13 protein-coding genes are annotated in these 18,266 nt (G+C 64.7%); 11 read left to right on the top strand and 2 right to left on the bottom strand.

The window, feature by feature from the left end:
* Positions 1-33 precede the first annotated feature (33 nt).
* From rplK to rpoC, 6 genes are all read left to right on the top strand, one after another.
* Entirely contained in the window at positions 34-459 is a 426-nt protein-coding gene (rplK, locus tag OB2597_RS11985; RefSeq protein ID WP_009805833.1) for a 50S ribosomal protein L11, read from the top strand.
* Between the two features lies 1 nt (position 460).
* Complete coding sequence (gene rplA, locus OB2597_RS11980) at positions 461-1,183, top strand: 50S ribosomal protein L1 (protein ID WP_009805832.1); 723 nt, start codon at positions 461-463, stop codon at positions 1,181-1,183.
* A gap of 479 nt (positions 1,184-1,662) precedes the next feature.
* Positions 1,663-2,175: a 50S ribosomal protein L10 gene (rplJ, locus tag OB2597_RS11975; RefSeq protein ID WP_040609298.1), complete on the top strand. Its 513-nt coding sequence runs from the start codon at positions 1,663-1,665 to the stop codon at positions 2,173-2,175.
* Between the two features lie 69 nt (positions 2,176-2,244).
* A complete protein-coding gene (rplL, locus tag OB2597_RS11970) occupies positions 2,245-2,628 on the top strand; it encodes a 50S ribosomal protein L7/L12 (protein ID WP_009805830.1) in 384 nt (127 codons plus the stop codon).
* A gap of 269 nt (positions 2,629-2,897) precedes the next feature.
* Positions 2,898-7,034 (top strand): DNA-directed RNA polymerase subunit beta, encoded by a 4,137-nt coding sequence (gene rpoB, locus OB2597_RS11965; protein ID WP_040609730.1) that lies wholly within the window; start codon positions 2,898-2,900, stop codon positions 7,032-7,034.
* Positions 7,035-7,143: 109 nt separating this feature from the next.
* Positions 7,144-11,385, top strand: coding sequence for a DNA-directed RNA polymerase subunit beta' (gene rpoC / locus OB2597_RS11960; RefSeq protein WP_009805828.1), 4,242 nt, complete (start codon positions 7,144-7,146; stop codon positions 11,383-11,385).
* Between the two features lie 424 nt (positions 11,386-11,809).
* Here the strand turns inward: rpoC and OB2597_RS11955 are convergent, their stop codons facing one another.
* Positions 11,810-12,517 carry a dimethylsulfonioproprionate lyase family protein gene (locus OB2597_RS11955; RefSeq protein ID WP_009805827.1) on the bottom strand — a complete coding sequence of 236 codons (708 nt, stop codon included), beginning with the start codon at positions 12,515-12,517 and terminating at the stop codon, positions 11,810-11,812.
* A 275-nt stretch (positions 12,518-12,792) separates the two neighbouring features.
* Here OB2597_RS11955 and OB2597_RS11950 point away from each other — a divergent pair, with 275 nt between their 5' ends.
* The gene (locus OB2597_RS11950; RefSeq protein WP_009805826.1) at positions 12,793-13,728 is read left to right on the top strand and encodes a DMT family transporter; all 936 of its coding nucleotides are present in this window, start codon (positions 12,793-12,795) and stop codon (positions 13,726-13,728) included.
* Here the strand turns inward: OB2597_RS11950 and OB2597_RS11945 are convergent.
* Positions 13,710-14,525 carry a putative rhamnosyl transferase gene (locus OB2597_RS11945; protein ID WP_009805825.1) on the bottom strand — a complete coding sequence of 272 codons (816 nt, stop codon included), beginning with the start codon at positions 14,523-14,525 and terminating at the stop codon, positions 13,710-13,712. The genes OB2597_RS11950 and OB2597_RS11945 overlap by 19 nt on opposite strands.
* Before the next feature lie 326 nt (positions 14,526-14,851).
* On the opposite strand from OB2597_RS11945, the gene rpsL reads away from it, so the two are divergent.
* The 4 genes from rpsL to fusA are packed head-to-tail and all read left to right on the top strand — an operon-like array spanning position 14,852 to position 18,257.
* Positions 14,852-15,223, top strand: coding sequence for a 30S ribosomal protein S12 (gene rpsL, locus OB2597_RS11940; protein WP_005862801.1), 372 nt, complete (start codon positions 14,852-14,854; stop codon positions 15,221-15,223).
* On the top strand, positions 15,220-15,609 hold the full coding sequence (locus OB2597_RS11935) for a DUF4189 domain-containing protein (RefSeq protein WP_009805824.1): 390 nt from the start codon (positions 15,220-15,222) through the stop codon (positions 15,607-15,609). The genes rpsL and OB2597_RS11935 overlap by 4 nt, the downstream gene beginning before the upstream one ends.
* 16 nt (positions 15,610-15,625) lie before the next feature.
* Complete coding sequence (gene rpsG / locus OB2597_RS11930) at positions 15,626-16,096, top strand: 30S ribosomal protein S7 (RefSeq protein ID WP_009805823.1); 471 nt, start codon at positions 15,626-15,628, stop codon at positions 16,094-16,096.
* Positions 16,097-16,133: 37 nt separating this feature from the next.
* Complete coding sequence (fusA, locus tag OB2597_RS11925) at positions 16,134-18,257, top strand: elongation factor G (RefSeq protein ID WP_009805822.1); 2,124 nt, start codon at positions 16,134-16,136, stop codon at positions 18,255-18,257.
* Positions 18,258-18,266: the final 9 nt, after the last annotated feature.

Raw genomic sequence — 18,266 nt, 5'->3', positions numbered from 1 at the left:
CGCGTTGCGGCGGAGTTGAGAAGGAGATGGCCAATGGCCAAGAAACTCGTCGGCAGCCTCAAGCTGCAGGTGCCTGCCGGGCAGGCGAACCCCTCGCCGCCGGTCGGACCCGCCCTGGGTCAGCGCGGCATCAACATCATGGAATTCTGCAAGGCGTTCAACGCCAAGACGCAGGAGATGGAGCCCGGTGCGCCGTGCCCGACCGTGATCCAGTATTATCAGGACAAGTCCTTCACCATGGATATCAAGACGCCGCCGGCGTCCTACTATCTGAAGAAGGCCGCCAAGCTGAAGTCCGGCTCCAAGGAGCCCGGCAAATCGACCGCCGGGACCGTCACGGTGGCCCAGGTCAAGGAAATCGCCGAGGCCAAGATGAAGGACCTCAACGCCAACGACGTCGAGGGCGCAATGCAGATCATCCTGGGTTCGGCCCGGTCCATGGGCATCGAGGTGAAGTAAGATGGCACATCTTGGAAAACGCACCCGCGCCGCCCGCGAAGCCTTTGCCGGCAAGGAAGACGTGACCGTCGAAGAGGCCGTCGCGCTGATCAAGGCCAACGTGAAGACCAAGTTCGACGAGACCGTCGAGATCGCGATGAACCTGGGCGTCGACCCGCGCCACGCCGACCAGATGGTCCGCGGCGTCGTCGGCCTGCCGAACGGCACCGGCAAGGACGTGCGCGTCGCCGTCTTCGCGCGTGGTCCGAAGGCCGAGGAAGCGCAGGCCGCGGGCGCCGATATTGTCGGAGCCGAGGACCTGATGGAAACCATCCAGGGCGGCAAGATCGAGTTCGATCGCTGCATCGCGACCCCGGACATGATGCCGATCGTCGGCCGCCTGGGCAAGATCCTCGGTCCGCGCAACCTGATGCCGAACCCCAAGGTGGGCACGGTGACCATGGATGTCGCCGACGCCGTCAAGGCGGCGAAGGGCGGCGAGGTCCAGTTCAAGGCCGAGAAGGCAGGCGTTGTGCACGCCGGCGTCGGCAAGGCCTCGTTCGACGAGGCCAAGCTGGTCGAGAACATCCGCGCCTTTGTGGATGCCGTCTCCAAGGCCAAGCCGGCCGGGGCCAAGGGCACCTACATGAAGAAGATCTCGCTGTCTTCGACCATGGGCCCGGGCGTGACCGTCGACATCCAGTCGGCGACCGGCAACACCACCGCCGCCGCCGCTGCCGAGTGAGGCAGCCGCACCGGCTGAAATGACGGCGGGGTCTTCGGGCCCCGCCGTTCGCGTTCCGGGACGGGACCGCGGCTCATGGCGCAAGCGGTTTTCCGCCTTGTGGTTTTTGCGTGCGAGAGGCCCGGTTTCATGGTAGGATGGCTGAAGATACCGCAAGACCCGTGATCCGCCACAGGCGGTTCACGCGTTTGTTGTTCCGATGTTCCGGATTAGGTCTTCACATTCCGTGTCCCAGCCTCTAATACGCGCACCTGTCGCTGTGCCCCGGATTCGGGGTGTCGGCGATTCGTCCGAGACGGCGGGTGGACCTGGTCCATAATTCCTGCCTGAGACGGGAAAGACCCAGATTTCTTCGGATGCTCAGTCGAGCGCCCGGGGCGATGATTGGACGGACCCGTAAGGACCCGCATGGCCGGGGCTTTATCGTCCCGGCTGAACTGAGCCGGAGGGTCCGACCCTCCACTACTTGGAGTGAAACTGTGGATAGAGCCCAGAAAGAGAAAGTGGTCGAGGAACTCGGCCAGATCTTCGAAAGCTCTGGCGTTGTGGTGGTTGCCCACTACACCGGTCTCACGGTTGCAGAGATGCAAACGCTTCGTGCAAAGGCCCGTGAGGCCGATGCCAGCGTGCGCGTCGCCAAGAACAGGCTTGCCAAGATCGCCCTGGACGGAAAGCCCTGCGAAAGCATCGGCTCGCTCCTGACGGGTATGACCGTTCTGACCTATTCCGAGGACCCCGTCGCGGCAGCGAAGGTGGCCGAGGATTTTGCCAAGGATAACAAGAAATTCGAGATCCTTGGCGGCTCGATGGGTGAGAACGCTCTTGACCGTGCCGGCGTCGAAGCCGTGTCGAAAATGCCGTCGCGCGATGAACTCATCGCGTCCATCGTCGGCTGCATCGGCGCACCTGCTTCGAACATCGCCGGGGCCATTGGCGCACCTGCTTCGAATATCGCCTCCATCCTGTCCACGATCGAGGACAAGGCGGCGTAAGCAACCCGAGATACGGCGTAGGGTTGAACATCCCGACGTTGGAACACATCTAGATACGGAAACAGTAACATGGCTGATCTGAAGAAACTGGCTGAAGAGATCGTTGGTCTGACGCTTCTCGAAGCACAAGAACTGAAAACCATCCTGAAAGACGAGTACGGCATCGAGCCCGCAGCTGGCGGCGCTGTCATGATGGCGGGCCCGGCCGGCGGCGGCGACGCCGGTGCGGCCGAGGAAGAGAAGACCGAATTCGACGTCATCCTGAAGTCGGCCGGCGCCTCGAAAATCAACGTCATCAAGGAAGTCCGCGGCATCACCGGCCTCGGCCTGAAAGAAGCCAAGGAGCTGGTCGAAGCCGGCGGCAAGGCTGTCAAGGAAGGCGTTTCGAAGGACGAAGCGGAAGAGATCAAGGGCAAGCTGGAAGCAGCCGGCGCCGAGATCGAACTTAAGTAAACGGTGCGTGCAAGCACGCCCCTACGGGCGCGTGATGCCATGCATGTGCGAAGACAGGCTGAACCCGGCGGCTCCGGGTTCAGCCGAACCTGTCTCAGAGAGTCCCCGGATCAGCGCCGGGGCCTGCCTAAGGCGAGGTTCGAAGGATCGGGAGGCCATCGGTCGGGAGATGGTCGAGCATGGATCCGAACCCCCTGTTTCGAAAAGGGCGCAGTGCCGGGGCCCGGCGGCACGTGTTCCCCGATGTGAAACGAAAGGTGACTTACGTCATGGCTCAGACCTTCCTCGGTCAGAAACGTCTTCGGAAATATTACGGTAAAATCCGTGAAGTCCTTGAAATGCCGAACCTCATCGAGGTTCAGAAAGCCTCTTACGATCTTTTCCTGAAATCCGGAGACGAGCCCGAGCCCCTGGATGGCGAAGGCATCAAGGGCGTCTTCCAGTCGGTCTTCCCGATCAAGGATTTCAACGAGACCGCGATCCTCGAATTCGTGAAGTACGAGCTGGAGAAGCCCAAGTACGACGTCGAGGAATGCCAGCAGCGCGACATGACCTATTCGGCGCCGCTGAAGGTCACCCTGCGCCTGATCGTCTTCGACATGGACGAGGATACCGGCGCCAAGTCGGTGAAGGACATCAAGGAACAGGACGTCTTCATGGGCGACATGCCCCTGATGACCCCGAACGGGACGTTCATCGTGAACGGGACCGAGCGCGTCATCGTGAGCCAGATGCACCGCTCTCCCGGCGTGTTCTTCGATCATGACAAGGGCAAGACCCACTCCTCGGGCAAGCTGCTCTTCGCCTGCCGGATCATTCCCTACCGCGGCTCCTGGCTGGATTTCGAATTCGACGCCAAGGACATCGTCTTTGCCCGTATCGACCGCCGCCGCAAGCTGCCGGTGACGACGCTGCTCTATGCGCTCGGGCTCGATCAGGAAGGCATCATGGATGCCTACTACGAGACGGTGGACTACAAGCTCCGCAAGGGGCAGGGCTGGGTCACCAAGTTCTTCCCGGAACGTGTGCGCGGCACGCGCCCGACCTATGACCTCGTGGATGCCGACAGCGGCGAGGTGATCGCCGAGGCCACCAAGAAGATCACCCCCCGCGCGGTGAAGAAGCTGATCGACGAAGGCAATGTCCAGAACCTGCTGGTGCCCTTCGACCGGATCGTCGGCAAGTTCGTCGCCAAGGACATCATCAACGAGGAAACCGGCGCGATCTATGTCGAGGCCGGGGACGAGCTGACGCTGGAATACGACAAGGACGGCGAGATCACGGGCGGCACGCTGCAGGATCTGCTGGATGCCGGCATCACCGACATCCCCGTGCTCGACATCGACAACGTCTCGGTCGGTCCGTACATGCGCAACACAATGGCGCAGGACAAGAACATGGACCGCAACAGCGCGCTCATGGACATCTACCGCGTCATGCGCCCGGGTGAGCCGCCGACCGTCGAGGCGGCCTCGTCCCTGTTCGACTCGCTCTTCTTCGACAGCGAGCGGTACGACCTGTCCGCCGTCGGCCGGGTCAAGATGAACATGCGCCTGGCACTGGATGCCGAGGATACGCAGCGCACGCTGCGCAAGGAAGACATCGTCGCCTGCATCAAGGCGCTGGTCGAGCTGCGTGACGGCAAGGGCGAGGTGGATGATATCGACCACCTCGGCAACCGCCGTGTCCGCTCGGTCGGCGAGCTGATGGAGAACCAGTACCGCGTCGGCCTGCTGCGGATGGAGCGCGCGATCAAGGAACGCATGTCCTCGGTCGAGATCGACACCGTCATGCCGCAGGACCTGATCAACGCGAAACCGGCGGCCGCTGCCGTGCGCGAATTCTTCGGCTCGTCCCAGCTGTCGCAGTTCATGGACCAGACCAACCCGCTGTCGGAAGTGACGCACAAGCGGCGCCTCTCGGCCCTCGGGCCGGGCGGTCTGACCCGCGAGCGCGCGGGCTTCGAGGTCCGCGACGTGCATCCGACCCACTATGGCCGGATGTGCCCGATCGAGACGCCGGAAGGCCCGAACATCGGCCTGATCAACTCGCTGGCCACCTTTGCCCGCGTGAACAAGTACGGCTTCATCGAGACGCCGTATCGCCGGGTCGAGAACGGGCAGGTCACGGACGAAGTGAAGTACATGTCCGCCACCGAGGAGATGCGTCACACCGTGGCGCAGGCCAATGCCAATCTCGACGAGAACGGCAAGTTCGTGAACGACCTCGTCAACACGCGCCAGTCGGGCGAATACACGCTTGCGCCGAACGAGACCGTCGACCTGATCGACGTCTCGCCGAAGCAGCTGGTCTCGGTCGCGGCCTCGCTCATTCCGTTCCTGGAAAACGACGACGCCAACCGCGCGCTGATGGGTTCGAACATGCAGCGTCAGGCGGTTCCGCTCCTGCGGGCCGAGGCGCCGCTGGTCGGCACCGGGATCGAGGGCGTCGTCGCCCGTGACTCGGGCGCGGCCATCATGGCCAAGCGCGGCGGCGTCATCGACCAGGTCGATGCGCAGCGTATCGTGGTGCGCGCCACCGAGGATCTCGAACTGGGCGACGCCGGCGTGGACATCTACCGCCTGCGCAAGTTCCAGCGCTCGAACCAGAACACCTGCATCAACCAGCGTCCGCTGGTGAAGGTGGGCGACACGGTCGAGAAGGGCGAGGTGATCGCCGACGGTCCGTCCACCGATCTTGGTGAACTGGCGCTCGGCAAGAACGTGGTCGTCGCCTTCATGCCGTGGAACGGCTACAACTACGAGGACTCGATCCTGATTTCCGAGCGGATCGCCCGTGACGACGTGTTCACCTCGGTCCATATCGAGGAATTCGAGGTGGCGGCACGTGACACCAAGCTCGGGCCGGAAGAGATCACCCGCGACATCCCGAACGTGGGCGAGGAAGCGCTGCGCAACCTCGACGAGGCGGGCATCGTCTATATCGGCGCCGATGTGGAGCCGGGCGATATCCTGGTGGGCAAGATCACGCCCAAGGGCGAAAGCCCGATGACGCCGGAGGAGAAACTGCTCCGCGCGATCTTCGGGGAAAAGGCCTCGGACGTCCGTGACACCTCGCTTCGCGTGAAGCCGGGCGATTACGGGACGGTCGTCGAGGTCCGCGTCTTCAACCGCCACGGCGTGGAAAAGGACGAGCGGGCCCTGCAGATCGAGCGCGAGGAAATCGCGCGTCTCGGCCGTGACCGGGACGACGAGCTGGCGATCCTCGACCGCAACATCTATGCCCGCCTGCGGGACCTGATCATCGGCAAGACCGCCGTGAAGGGTCCGAAAGGGGTCAAGGCGAATTCGGAAATCACCGAAGATCTCCTGTCCTCGCTGCCGCGGTCGCATTGGTGGCAATTGGCGCTGGCCGAAGACCAGGACGCCCAGATCGTCGAGGCTCTGAACGAGCAGTACGAGGTGCAGAAACGCGCCCTGGACGCCCGGTTCGAGGACAAGGTCGAGAAGGTGCGCCGGGGCGACGACCTGCCGCCGGGCGTGATGAAGATGGTCAAGGTCTTCATCGCGGTGAAGCGCAAGCTTCAGCCGGGCGACAAGATGGCCGGCCGTCACGGCAACAAGGGCGTGATCAGCCGCGTCGTGCCGCAGGAGGACATGCCGTTCCTCCAGGACGGCACGCCGGTCGACTTCTGCCTCAACCCGCTGGGTGTGCCGTCGCGCATGAACGTCGGCCAGATCCTCGAAACCCACATGGGCTGGGCCTCGCGCGGGCTGGGTCTCAAGGTGGACGAGGCGCTGGACGAATACCGGCGGTCGGGCGACATGACCCCGGTGCGTGACGCGCTCAAGATCGTGTATGGCGACGACGTCTATGACGAGGGCTTCTCGCCCATGGACGAGGAAAGGCTTCTGGAGGCGGCGGGCAACGTGACCCGCGGCGTGCCGATCGCGACCCCGGTCTTCGACGGCGCGAAGGAGCATGACGTCAACGACGCGCTGGTGCGTGCCGGCTTCAACGAGAGCGGTCAGTCGATCCTCTACGACGGCCGGACGGGCGAACAGTTCGCGCGTCCCGTCACCGTCGGGATCAAGTACCTGCTCAAGCTGCACCACCTCGTCGACGACAAGATCCACGCACGTTCGACGGGGCCGTACTCGCTCGTGACCCAGCAGCCGCTGGGCGGCAAGGCGCAGTTCGGCGGTCAGCGCTTCGGCGAGATGGAAGTCTGGGCCCTCGAGGCCTACGGCGCGGCCTACACCCTGCAGGAAATGCTGACGGTCAAGTCGGACGACGTGGCCGGCCGGACGAAGGTCTACGAAAGCATCGTCAAGGGCGAGGACAATTTCGAGGCGGGCGTTCCCGAGAGCTTCAACGTGCTCGTCAAGGAAGTCCGCGGCCTCGGCCTGAACATGGAACTCCTGGACGCGGAGGGCGAGGAATAACGGACCTTTCCGGTGGCGGTGCGTGCGCAGCACGCACCCTGCCGCCCGTAGAGTGCGTGATCCCACGCACCGTTCCTCCCCTTCCACGCCCCTCAACTGAGGTTACACAATGAACCAGGAACTGACGAACAACCCGTTCAACCCGCTCGCACCGCAGAAGATCTTCGACGAGATCAAGGTCTCGCTGGCTTCGCCCGAGCGGATCCTCTCGTGGTCCTATGGCGAGATCAAGAAGCCCGAGACGATCAACTACCGGACCTACAAGCCCGAGCGCGACGGCCTGTTCTGCGCCCGTATCTTCGGGCCGATCAAGGACTACGAGTGCCTTTGCGGCAAGTACAAGCGGATGAAGTATCGCGGCGTCGTCTGCGAGAAATGCGGCGTCGAGGTGACGCTGCAGAAGGTCCGCCGCGAGCGCATGGGCCATATCGAGCTGGCCGCGCCGGTCGCGCATATCTGGTTCCTCAAGTCGCTTCCCTCGCGGATCGGCCTGCTGCTGGACATGACCCTGCGCGATCTGGAACGCGTGCTCTATTTCGAGAACTACGTCGTCATCGACCCGGGTCTCACCGACCTGACCGAAGGCCAGATGCTGACGGAAGAAGAGTTCATGGACGCCCAGGACGCCTATGGCATGGATGCGTTCCAGGCCAATATCGGCGCCGAGGCCATCCGCGAGATGCTGGCCAAGATCGACCTCGAGTCCGAGGCCGAGCATCTGCGCGCGGAACTGGCCGAAGCCACCGGCGAACTGAAGCCCAAGAAGATCATCAAGCGGCTCAAGGTCGTGGAATCCTTCCTTGAATCCGGCAACCGGCCGGAGTGGATGATCCTGACTGTTGTCCCGGTCATTCCGCCGGAACTGCGCCCGCTGGTTCCGCTGGACGGCGGCCGCTTCGCCACGTCGGACCTGAACGACCTGTACCGCCGGGTGATCAACCGGAACAACCGTCTCAAGCGGCTGATCGAGCTGCGCGCGCCGGACATCATCGTCCGCAACGAAAAGCGGATGCTGCAGGAATCTGTCGACGCGCTGTTCGACAACGGCCGTCGCGGCCGCGTCATCACGGGCCAGAACAAGCGCCCGCTCAAGTCGCTGTCGGACATGCTCAAGGGCAAGCACGGCCGCTTCCGCCAGAACCTACTGGGCAAGCGCGTCGACTTCTCGGGCCGGTCGGTCATCGTGACGGGCCCGGAGCTCAAGCTGCACCAGTGCGGCCTGCCCAAGAAGATGGCGCTCGAGCTCTTCAAGCCCTTCATCTACTCGCGCCTGGAGGCCAAGGGCCTGTCCAGCACCGTGAAACAGGCGAAGAAGCTGGTCGAGAAAGAGCGCCCCGAGGTCTGGGACATCCTCGACGAGGTCATCCGCGAGCACCCGGTTCTGCTGAACCGCGCGCCCACGCTGCACCGTCTGGGCATCCAGGCGTTCGAGCCCACGCTGATCGAGGGCAAGGCGATCCAGCTTCACCCGCTGGTCTGCTCAGCCTTCAACGCCGACTTCGACGGCGACCAGATGGCTGTTCACGTGCCGCTCTCGCTCGAGGCGCAGCTGGAAGCGCGCGTTCTGATGATGTCGACGAACAACGTTCTGTCGCCCGCCAACGGCGCGCCGATCATCGTTCCGTCGCAGGACATGATCCTGGGTCTCTACTACACGACCATCGAACGCGCCGGCATGAAGGGCGAGGGGATGACCTTCTCGTCCATCGAAGAGGTGCAATACGCTCTGGATTCCGGGTCGGTGCACCTGCACGCGCGGATCCAGGCGCGGATCAAGCAGATCGACGAGGAAGGCAACGAGGTCTTCAAGCGGTACGAAACCACGCCCGGCCGGGTCCGGCTTGGCGCGCTGCTGCCGCTCAATGCCAAGGCGCCCTTCGAACTGGTCAACCGCCTGCTGCGGAAGCGCGAGGTGCAGCAGGTCATCGACACCGTCTATCGCTACTGCGGTCAGAAGGAGTCGGTCATCTTCTGCGACCAGATCATGACCATGGGCTTCCGCGAAGCGTTCAAGGCCGGCATCTCGTTCGGCAAGGACGACATGGTGATCCCGGACAACAAGTGGACCATCGTCGAGGACACCCGCGAGCAGGTGAAGGACTTTGAACAGCAGTACATGGACGGCCTGATCACCCAGGGCGAAAAGTACAACAAGGTCGTGGACGCCTGGTCGAAGTGCAACGACAAGGTGACCGAGGCGATGATGTCGACCATCTCGGCCACCAAGTCGGGCGAGGACGGCTCCGAGGAGGAACCGAACTCGGTCTACATGATGGCGCATTCCGGTGCGCGTGGCTCGGTCACCCAGATGAAGCAGCTGGGCGGGATGCGCGGCCTGATGGCGAAGCCGAACGGCGACATCATCGAGACGCCGATCATCTCGAACTTCAAGGAAGGCCTGACCGTGCTCGAGTACTTCAACTCGACCCACGGGGCACGGAAGGGTCTGTCGGACACCGCGCTCAAGACCGCGAACTCGGGTTATCTGACCCGTCGTCTCGTGGATGTGGCGCAGGACTGCATCGTGCGCGAGGTGGACTGCGGCACCGACCGTGCCGTGACCGCCGAGGCGGCCGTGAACGACGGCGAAGTGGTTGCCACCATCGGCGAACGCGTGCTGGGCCGGGTCGCGGCGGAAGACGTGATCCGTCCGGGCACCGAAGAGGTCATGGTGCAGAGGGGCGCGCTCATCGACGAACGTGTGGCCGACTCCATCCAGGAGGCGAACGTCCAGTCCATGCGCATCCGCTCGCCGCTGACCTGCGAGGCCGAGGACGGCGTCTGCGCCATGTGCTACGGTCGCGACCTGGCACGCGGCACGATGGTGAACCAGGGCGAGGCCGTGGGGATCATCGCGGCGCAGTCCATCGGCGAACCCGGCACCCAGCTGACGATGCGGACCTTCCACATCGGCGGCGTGGCGCAGGGTGGCCAGCAGTCCTTCCTCGAGGCATCGGTCGACGGTACGGTGGCGTTCGAATACCCGAACCTGCTCGAGAATGCCGCCGGCGAGATGCTGGTCATGGGCCGCAACATGAAGCTGCGCATCCTCGACGAGACGGGGGCCGAACGCGCCAGCCACAAGCTGGGCTATGGCACCAAGATCTTCGTCAAGGAAGGCGAGAAGATCACGCGCGGGGACAAGCTCTTCGAATGGGATCCCTACACGCTTCCGATCATCGCCGAGAAGGCGGGGACCGTGCGCTATGTCGATCTCGTCACCGGTATCGCCGTGCGCGAGGAAACCGACGACGCCACCGGCATGACGCAGCGCATCGTGGCGGACTGGCGCGGCTCGCCCAAGGGGAACGAGCTCAAGCCGGAACTGCTGATCGTCGGCGAGGATGGTGAACCGGTCCGCAACGAGGCGGGCAACCCGGTGACCTATCCGATGTCGGTGGATGCGATCCTGTCCGTCGAGGACGGGGCCGACATCCAGGCCGGTGACGTGGTCGCGCGTATCCCGCGCGAGGGCGCCAAGACCAAAGACATCACCGGCGGTCTGCCGCGGGTGGCGGAACTGTTCGAGGCACGCCGTCCCAAGGATCACGCCATCATCGCCGAGATCGACGGTTACGTCCGCTTCGGCCGCGACTACAAGAACAAGCGCCGCATCGGCATCCAGCCCGCGGACGAGAGCCTTGAGCCGGTCGAATACATGGTGCCCAAGGGCAAGCACATCCCGGTGCAGGAAGGCGACTTCGTGCAGAAGGGCGACTACATCATGGACGGCAACCCGGCGCCGCATGACATTCTTGCCATCATGGGCGTCGAGGCGCTGGCGGACTACATGATCAACGAGGTGCAGGACGTCTATCGCCTGCAGGGCGTGAAGATCAACGACAAGCACATCGAGGTGATCGTTCGCCAGATGCTGCAGAAGTGGGAGATCTCGGACTCGGGCGACACCGTGCTGCTCAAGGGCGAAACGGTCGACAAGATCGAGTTCGACGAGGCCAACGAGAAGGCGCTCGCCCGTGGCGGCCGCCCGGCCGAGGGCCAGCCGATCCTGCTGGGGATCACCAAGGCGTCGCTGCAGACCCGGTCGTTCATCTCGGCCGCCTCCTTCCAGGAGACGACCCGCGTGTTGACCGAGGCTTCGGTCCAGGGCAAGCGCGACAAGCTGGTCGGTCTCAAGGAGAACGTCATCGTCGGCCGCCTGATCCCGGCCGGGACGGGCGGGGCCACGCAGCGCGTGCGCCGCATCGCCTCCGAGCGGGACAACGTGGTTCTGGAAGCCCGCCGGGAAGAGGCCGAACAGGCCGCCGCCCTGGCGGCCCCGGTTCAGGACGATGTGGTCGGCGGCGACGAGTTCGACACGCTGGTCGAGACGCCCGAAAGCCGCGATTGATCCCCATTCGGGCCTTCGGGTCCGAACGACGACACCCAAGGCCCCCGGTACATCCGGGGGCCTTTTTCGTGCCCGCAGCGGGCGAGGGCGCGGGGGCGGGGCCAGCCGTTGGTTGCGCCCTTGGCTGCGCACGGCAAGCCTCCGTCCCGCCGGCAGGTTTCGGCCAGCCTCTAACCTCTGACCTCTAACCTCTGACCTCTGGCCTTGCAGGTGCCCCCGGACCGCCGGAGAACCGGATTGCCCGGGGGCGTCGCCAGACCGCCACGTGGTGGCCTTCCATGGCCGCGCCGACCCCTTTCTCTGCGGATCATCGGTGTCCTCGGGCCCCCGACCGGCTCACGCGCCCGCGAAGAGCCGGACCGGCCCGCGGCGAGGGGCGCCAACCGCCAAACCCCGGCTTGCTGCCGTACCCCCCGCGCTGGCGTCAGATCCCCTGAAGCATCCGGGCCTTGCGGGTCGATGTCAGCTTCATCCCCGGCGCCGACAGCCTGTCGCCCGGACCCACCCAGGCATAGGCCAGCAGGCAGGGGTCGAGATCGGCGGTGGTGATCCGATGCTCCTCTCCCGGGCGGTTCAGGATCAGCGACCCCGGCGCGTGGACGGCGGCATCGTTCTCGGACCAGGCGCCGGCGACCGAGATATAGCTTTCCTCGATCTCGCTGTGGCTGTGCTGCGGATAGGTCGTCTTGGGCGCGAAGAGCACGAAGCCCAGGATCAGGCGGTCCGCCTGCACCGGGCCGCGCGGACCCAGCACCTCGCAATAGGCGTATTTCCGCGCCAGTGCCTTCGGCACTTTCTCGTAGCCGTATTCCCACGTCAGCCCCTGGGTGACCCGGGAGAGGGCCCGCGCCATGCCCGAGACCGCACCCCGTTCGCCAAGGTCGAGCGCCCGGCTCAGATGGGCGGTGACCGGCTTGGCCTCCTGGGGGCGCGCCAGGATCACCGGGTTCGCCTCGATCACGTGGGAAAGGGCCTCCCGAACCCGCTTGCGATGGCTGCGGATCAGCCGGCTGCCGCCGGCCGATCCGTTGCGGTAGAGCGCGAAGAACTCGCGCAGCAGATAGAGCCAGTCCGGGCTGTCGAAGAGGCGCGGGCTCGCGTCCGTTTCGGCGTGCGGCGGTGCTTCTGTCATGTGCGTCGGCCTCTTTTCTCCGGGCGGCGTATTCCGACCAAAGAGCGCGCGCGCCCGCCCGGTCAAGTTCGACGGCGACCTTCTCATGTCGCATTTCAGGTGCACCGGTCCGGTCCGGCGCGCCCGTGCCTCTTCATCTTGCCCGAAATACTCCGGGAGGTCTGGAGGGCAGCGCCCTCCAGCCCCGCCACCGGCGTCCGGCGGGGCTTTCCTTCGCCCCGCCGTCATGCGACGTCTGGTCGACAGCCGAGGGCAGGACGGGGGAGGCCGGTGGAATGCGGATGGCGGGTGGCAACGACAACGTCAAGGGCGCGCTGGTCATGGTTCTCTCCATGGCGCTGTTCACGCTGAACGATACCTTCATGAAGACCCTGGCGGACGAGGTCTCGCTCTACCAGATCCTTACCCTGCGCAACGGCGCGGTGACGGTGGTGCTGCTTGTGCTGGCGTGGCGCATGGGGGGCTTGAGGAAGGGGCTCACGCGTCGGGACGCGGGGCTGGCGGTGATCCGGGGGCTGGCCGAGGTGGCGACGGCCTACTTCTTTCTCACGGCGCTCTTCAACATGCCGCTGGCGAACGTGACGGCAGTGCTGCAGTCGGCGCCGCTCATGGTCATGCTCGCGGCCGCGATCTTTTTGGGGGAACCGATCGGCTGGCGCCGGGTGACGGCCGTGGTGGCGGGCTTCTGCGGCGTCCTGCTGATCGTCCGCCCGGGGACCGAGGGGTTCAACGTCTATTCGCTCTACACGCTGGTCGCCGTCCTCTGCCTGACCGTGCGCGACATCGTGACCCGCAAGCTTTCGCCCGAGGCGCCGACGATGCTGGTGACGGCGATCACCTCGGGGCTGGTCTGCCTGTTCTTCGGCGCGTTCAGCACGGGCGTGGACTGGGTGGCGCTCACGCCGCGGTCGGGCGGCATGATCGCGGGCGCGGCGCTGATGGTGCTGGGGGCCTACCTGTCTTCGGTCACGGCGATGCGGCTGGGAGAGGTCAGTTTCGTCTCGCCCTTCCGCTACACCGCGATGCTCTGGGCGCTGGCCCTCGGGTTCGTCGTCTTCGGCGAATGGCCGACCGGACTGACCCTGATCGGCGCGGCGGTCGTGGTGGGGTCGGGTCTCTATTCGCTCTGGCGCGAGACGGTGCGGGTGCGACGCGACCGGGACGCGCAGGAGAAGGTCGCGCGCCAGCGGAGCTATCGCCCTGGGGCCTGACCAAAGACGCGGCGGACGTGGTCGGCGTCGATGGCGAAGCGGGCGCGAAAGGTCTCCTCCTCCGCGGGTGTGAGCGGCGCGACCGCGAAGGCCTTGACCGGCTTCTGGCGGCTGTCGTTATAGGTGTTGTGGGTCCGGACCCACATCTCGTCATCGGGAAAGGACAGGGCGGGCATGAACTGCGGCAGGCGTTCATGCATGAAGTTCATGATGGTCAGGCCGTCCCCGGCACGGACATGCATCCCGAGCGCGGCGACATAGAAGGGGCGATAGATCGGGCCGGCGGCGATGCCCGCAGCGGAGATCTCGGCGATGTGCCCGCGGTTCCAGTCGAAGGCGACGGTGCGGTTGTCCCGGCAGATCGCGTGGCCCGCCTCGGCGGCCTGGCGCAGGCGCGCCACGAAGTCGAGCGCAAAGGCGTCGTCGTCGTCGTGGCGGAACTGCAGGCAGGGGGCGGACCGGCTGCCGCGGGCGTCGTTGATGATCTCCTTCATCACGTCGCGGTGGCGGCGGGGCGGGTGCGCCTCGATGCGGATCTGCGGGATGTCGGCCGTCAGCGTCTCCAGCCGCCGGCGGTGCCGCGCGGGGAGCTGATCGCCGATGACGACGATCAGCAGGAAGTCGGGGTCGGTCTGGTGGCGCAGGCAGGGCAGGGCGACCGTCTCGAACAGGCGGAAGCGTTCTTCCAGCCGGTGCTCGGCATAGAGAAAGGCGATGCGGTCGTCCACGCTGTCGTGCTCGACCTGGAAACCGCCGAGCGCGGGATAGGAAAACCGGCAAAGACCAATGACCTGCATCCTGAGCCGCGCCCTTCCTTGCCGTGCCTCTCCGCGCCACGATGTCAGCGGCGGACGGCCAAGACAAGCGGGGGGCCTTGTTGACAACCCCGGCGACTCTTCGTATATGCGCGCCATTCGGCAGAGGGGTCTCCCCGCCGCCAATCGAATCGAAGTGGTCAAGATCCGGGTGCAACGCCCCGATCCTCTGGAACACCCGCCGCGTCGTTCCCCGCGAACGAGGGGACGCATGCGGTATTTGTGCGTTGCGTGGACGCGCGCAGCGTGAAGTGAGAAACGGCACCTCGAAGGTGCGCACATATGTGAGAGATGGGGAACGACGCCCGATGCCAACGATCCAGCAGCTGATCCGGAAACCCCGGCAGCCCAAAGTGAAACGCTCCAAGTCCCAGCACCTGGAACAGTGCCCGCAGAAACGCGGCGTCTGTACCCGGGTCTACACCACCACCCCGAAGAAGCCGAACTCGGCCATGCGGAAGGTGGCCAAGGTGCGTCTGACCAACGGCTACGAAGTGATCAGCTACATTCCGGGTGAAAGCCACAACCTGCAGGAGCACTCGGTGGTCCTGATCCGTGGCGGCCGTGTGAAGGACCTTCCGGGCGTCCGTTACCACATTCTCCGCGGCGTGCTGGACACCCAGGGTGTCAAGGACCGCAAGCAGCGTCGCTCCAAGTACGGTGCGAAACGGCCCAAATGATCCGTGTTGCCCTGATATCCGTCCTCGCGCTGGTCGCGGCGCCCGTCTCGGTTTCCGCCGAGACGTACGGCGCGATCGCGTACAGCTTCCAGTCCGACAAGTACGGTCGCGCCTGGAACTACGGCAGCAGGCAGGAGGCCGAGAAGGCCGCAATCGGCTTCTGCAAGGCCGCGGGCGGAAAGCGCTGCAAGATCGGCGTCTGGCTCCAGGATACCTGTGGCGCGTTTTCGGTATCGGAAACCTCGAGAAACATGAAACAAGCTGGATCCAGCTGGGGCTTCACCTCCTCGAATGCCGCGCATGGGCGCGCGGTTCAGGAGTGTGAGGCACGCGACGGGGCAGGCACCTGCCATGTGGTCGCCTCGGTCTGTTCCAACGGCAAGTAATACTTAGGAGATCGGAATGTCCCGCCGTCACGCCGCTGAAAAACGCGAAATCCTGCCCGACGCCAAGTACGGCGACCGGGTCCTGACCAAGTTCATGAACAACCTGATGATCGACGGCAAGAAGTCGGTCGCCGAGAAGATCGTCTACAACGCCCTCGACCGCATCGAAGCCAAGGTCAAGCGCGCCCCGGTCGAGCTGTTCCACGAGGCGCTCGACAACATCAAGCCGTCGGTCGAGGTCCGCTCCCGCCGTGTTGGTGGCGCCACCTACCAGGTTCCGGTCGAGGTGCGCCCCGAGCGCCGCGAGGCGCTGGCGATCCGCTGGCTCATCACCGCGTCGCGTTCGCGCAACGAAAACACCATGGAAGAGCGCCTTGCGGGCGAGCTTCTGGATGCCGTCAATTCGCGCGGGTCCGCCGTCAAGAAGCGTGAGGACACGCACAAGATGGCCGATGCGAACAAGGCATTCAGCCACTACCGCTGGTAATCCTTCCTTCTCACTCCTTCACCAAGGGCTGCATATCATGGCACGCGTTTATCCCCTCGAGCGGTACCGGAACTTCGGTATCATGGCGCATATCGACGCCGGCAAGACCACCTGCTCGGAACGGATCCTCTTCTACACCGGCAAGTCCCACAACATCGGTGAGGTGCACGATGGTGCGGCCACGATGGACTGGATGGAGCAGGAGCAGGAACGCGGGATCACCATCACCTCGGCCGCGACCACGACCTTCTGGCAGTGGCAGGAAGACCCGAGCGCCGAAGGCACCTACGACACCAAGTACCGGATGAACATCATCGACACGCCGGGCCACGTCGACTTCACCATCGAGGTCGAGCGTTCGCTGGCCGTGCTCGACGGTGCCGTCGCCGTTCTGGACGCCAACGCGGGTGTCGAGCCGCAGACCGAGACCGTCTGGCGCCAGGCCGACCGCTACAAGGTTCCGCGGATCGTCTTCGTTAACAAGATGGACAAGATCGGCGCCGACTTCTTCAACTGCGTCAAGATGATCGCGGACCGCACCGGTGCAGTCCCGGCCCCGATCCAGATTCCGATCGGCGCCGAGAACGAACTGGAAGGCATCATCGACCTGGTCACCATGGAAGAGTGGACCTGGAAGGGCGAGGATCTGGGCGCCTCCTGGACCCGTCAGCCGATCCGCGACGAGCTGAAAGAGCTCGCCGAGGAATGGCGCGGCAAGCTCATCGAGAACGCCGTCGAAATGGACGACGACGCGATGATGGAGTACCTGGAAGGCAACGAGCCCGACATCCCGACCCTGCGGAGCCTGATCCGCAAGGGCACGCTGGCGCTCAAGTTCGTGCCGGTCCTGGGCGGGTCCGCCTTCAAGAACAAGGGTGTGCAGCCGCTGCTGAACGCGGTGGTCGACTATCTGCCGTCGCCGCTGGACGTGGTCGACTACATGGGCTTCAGCCCCGACGACGAGACCGAAGAGCGGAACATCGCCCGCCGCGCCGATGACTCCATGCCCTTCGCCGGCCTGGCCTTCAAGATCATGAACGACCCCTTCGTCGGCTCGCTGACCTTCACCCGGATCTATTCCGGCGTGATGAACAAGGGCGATTCGATCCTGAACGCGACCAAGGGGAAGAAAGAGCGCATCGGCCGCATGATGATGATGCACTCGAACAACCGCGAAGAGATCGAAGAGGCCTTCGCCGGCGACATCATCGCGCTGGCCGGTCTGAAGGACACGACCACGGGTGACACGCTCTGCGATCCCAAGGCGCCCGTCGTCCTCGAGACCATGACCTTCCCCGATCCGGTGATCGAGATCGCGGTCGAGCCGAAGACCAAGGGCGACCAGGAGAAGATGTCCCAGGGTCTGGCCCGGCTGGCCGCCGAAGACCCGTCCTTCCGCGTGGAGACCGACCTCGAATCCGGTCAGACCATCATGAAGGGCATGGGCGAACTTCACCTCGACATCCTCGTCGACCGGCTGAAGCGCGAATTCAAGGTCGAGGCCAACATCGGTGCGCCGCAGGTGGCCTACCGCGAGACCATCGGCCACGAGATCGAGCATACCTACACCCACAAGAAGCAGTCGGGTGGATCGGGCCAGTTTGCCGAGGTCAAGCTCATCATCACTCCGACCGAGGCCGGCGAAGGCTATTCCTTCGAAAGCCGGATCGTCGGCGGCGCGGTGCCGAAGGAATACATCCCCGGCGTCGAGAAGGGCATCCAGTCGGTGATGGACTCCGGTCCGCTGGCAGGCTTCCCGGTGATCGACTTCAAGGTCGCGCTGGTGGACGGCAAGTTCCATGACGTCGACTCCTCGGTCCTGGCCTTCGAAATCGCGTCGCGGATGTGCATGCGCGAAGGTCTCCGCAAGGCCGGCGCCAAGCTGCTGGAACCGATCATGAGCGTCGAGGTCGTGACGCCGGAGGAATATACCGGCAGCATCATCGGCGATCTGACGTCGCGTCGCGGCCAGGTTTCAGGGCAGGAACCGCGCGGCAACGCGATCGCGATCGACGCCTTCGTGCCGCTGGCCAACATGTTCGGCTACATCAACACGCTGCGTTCCATGTCCTCGGGCCGCGCGCAGTTCACGATGCAGTTCGCTCACTACGACCCGGTCCCGCAGAACATCTCTGACGAGATCCAGTCGAAATACGCATAACGGGTGGTG

Source organism: Pseudooceanicola batsensis HTCC2597, assembly GCF_000152725.1.
In the GTDB taxonomy this organism is placed as follows: Bacteria; Pseudomonadota; Alphaproteobacteria; order Rhodobacterales; family Rhodobacteraceae; genus Pseudooceanicola; species Pseudooceanicola batsensis.
Note: the sequence above shows the minus strand (reverse complement) of the source record. Positions and strands in the feature narration are given on the sequence as shown.

Coding starts and splice junctions, on each gene's coding strand:
- rplK (WP_009805833.1), top strand. CDS start 34: ATGGCCAAGAAACTCGTCGGCAGCCTCAAGCTGCAGGTGCCTGCCGGG.
- rpoC (WP_009805828.1), top strand. CDS start 7,144: ATGAACCAGGAACTGACGAACAACCCGTTCAACCCGCTCGCACCGCAG.
- rpsG (WP_009805823.1), top strand. CDS start 15,626: ATGTCCCGCCGTCACGCCGCTGAAAAACGCGAAATCCTGCCCGACGCC.
- OB2597_RS11945 (WP_009805825.1), bottom strand. CDS start 14,525: ATGCAGGTCATTGGTCTTTGCCGGTTTTCCTATCCCGCGCTCGGCGGT.
- rpoB (WP_040609730.1), top strand. CDS start 2,898: ATGGCTCAGACCTTCCTCGGTCAGAAACGTCTTCGGAAATATTACGGT.
- rplA (WP_009805832.1), top strand. CDS start 461: ATGGCACATCTTGGAAAACGCACCCGCGCCGCCCGCGAAGCCTTTGCC.
- rplL (WP_009805830.1), top strand. CDS start 2,245: ATGGCTGATCTGAAGAAACTGGCTGAAGAGATCGTTGGTCTGACGCTT.
- OB2597_RS11955 (WP_009805827.1), bottom strand. CDS start 12,517: ATGACAGAAGCACCGCCGCACGCCGAAACGGACGCGAGCCCGCGCCTC.
- OB2597_RS11935 (WP_009805824.1), top strand. CDS start 15,220: ATGATCCGTGTTGCCCTGATATCCGTCCTCGCGCTGGTCGCGGCGCCC.
- rpsL (WP_005862801.1), top strand. CDS start 14,852: ATGCCAACGATCCAGCAGCTGATCCGGAAACCCCGGCAGCCCAAAGTG.
- fusA (WP_009805822.1), top strand. CDS start 16,134: ATGGCACGCGTTTATCCCCTCGAGCGGTACCGGAACTTCGGTATCATG.
- OB2597_RS11950 (WP_009805826.1), top strand. CDS start 12,793: ATGCGGATGGCGGGTGGCAACGACAACGTCAAGGGCGCGCTGGTCATG.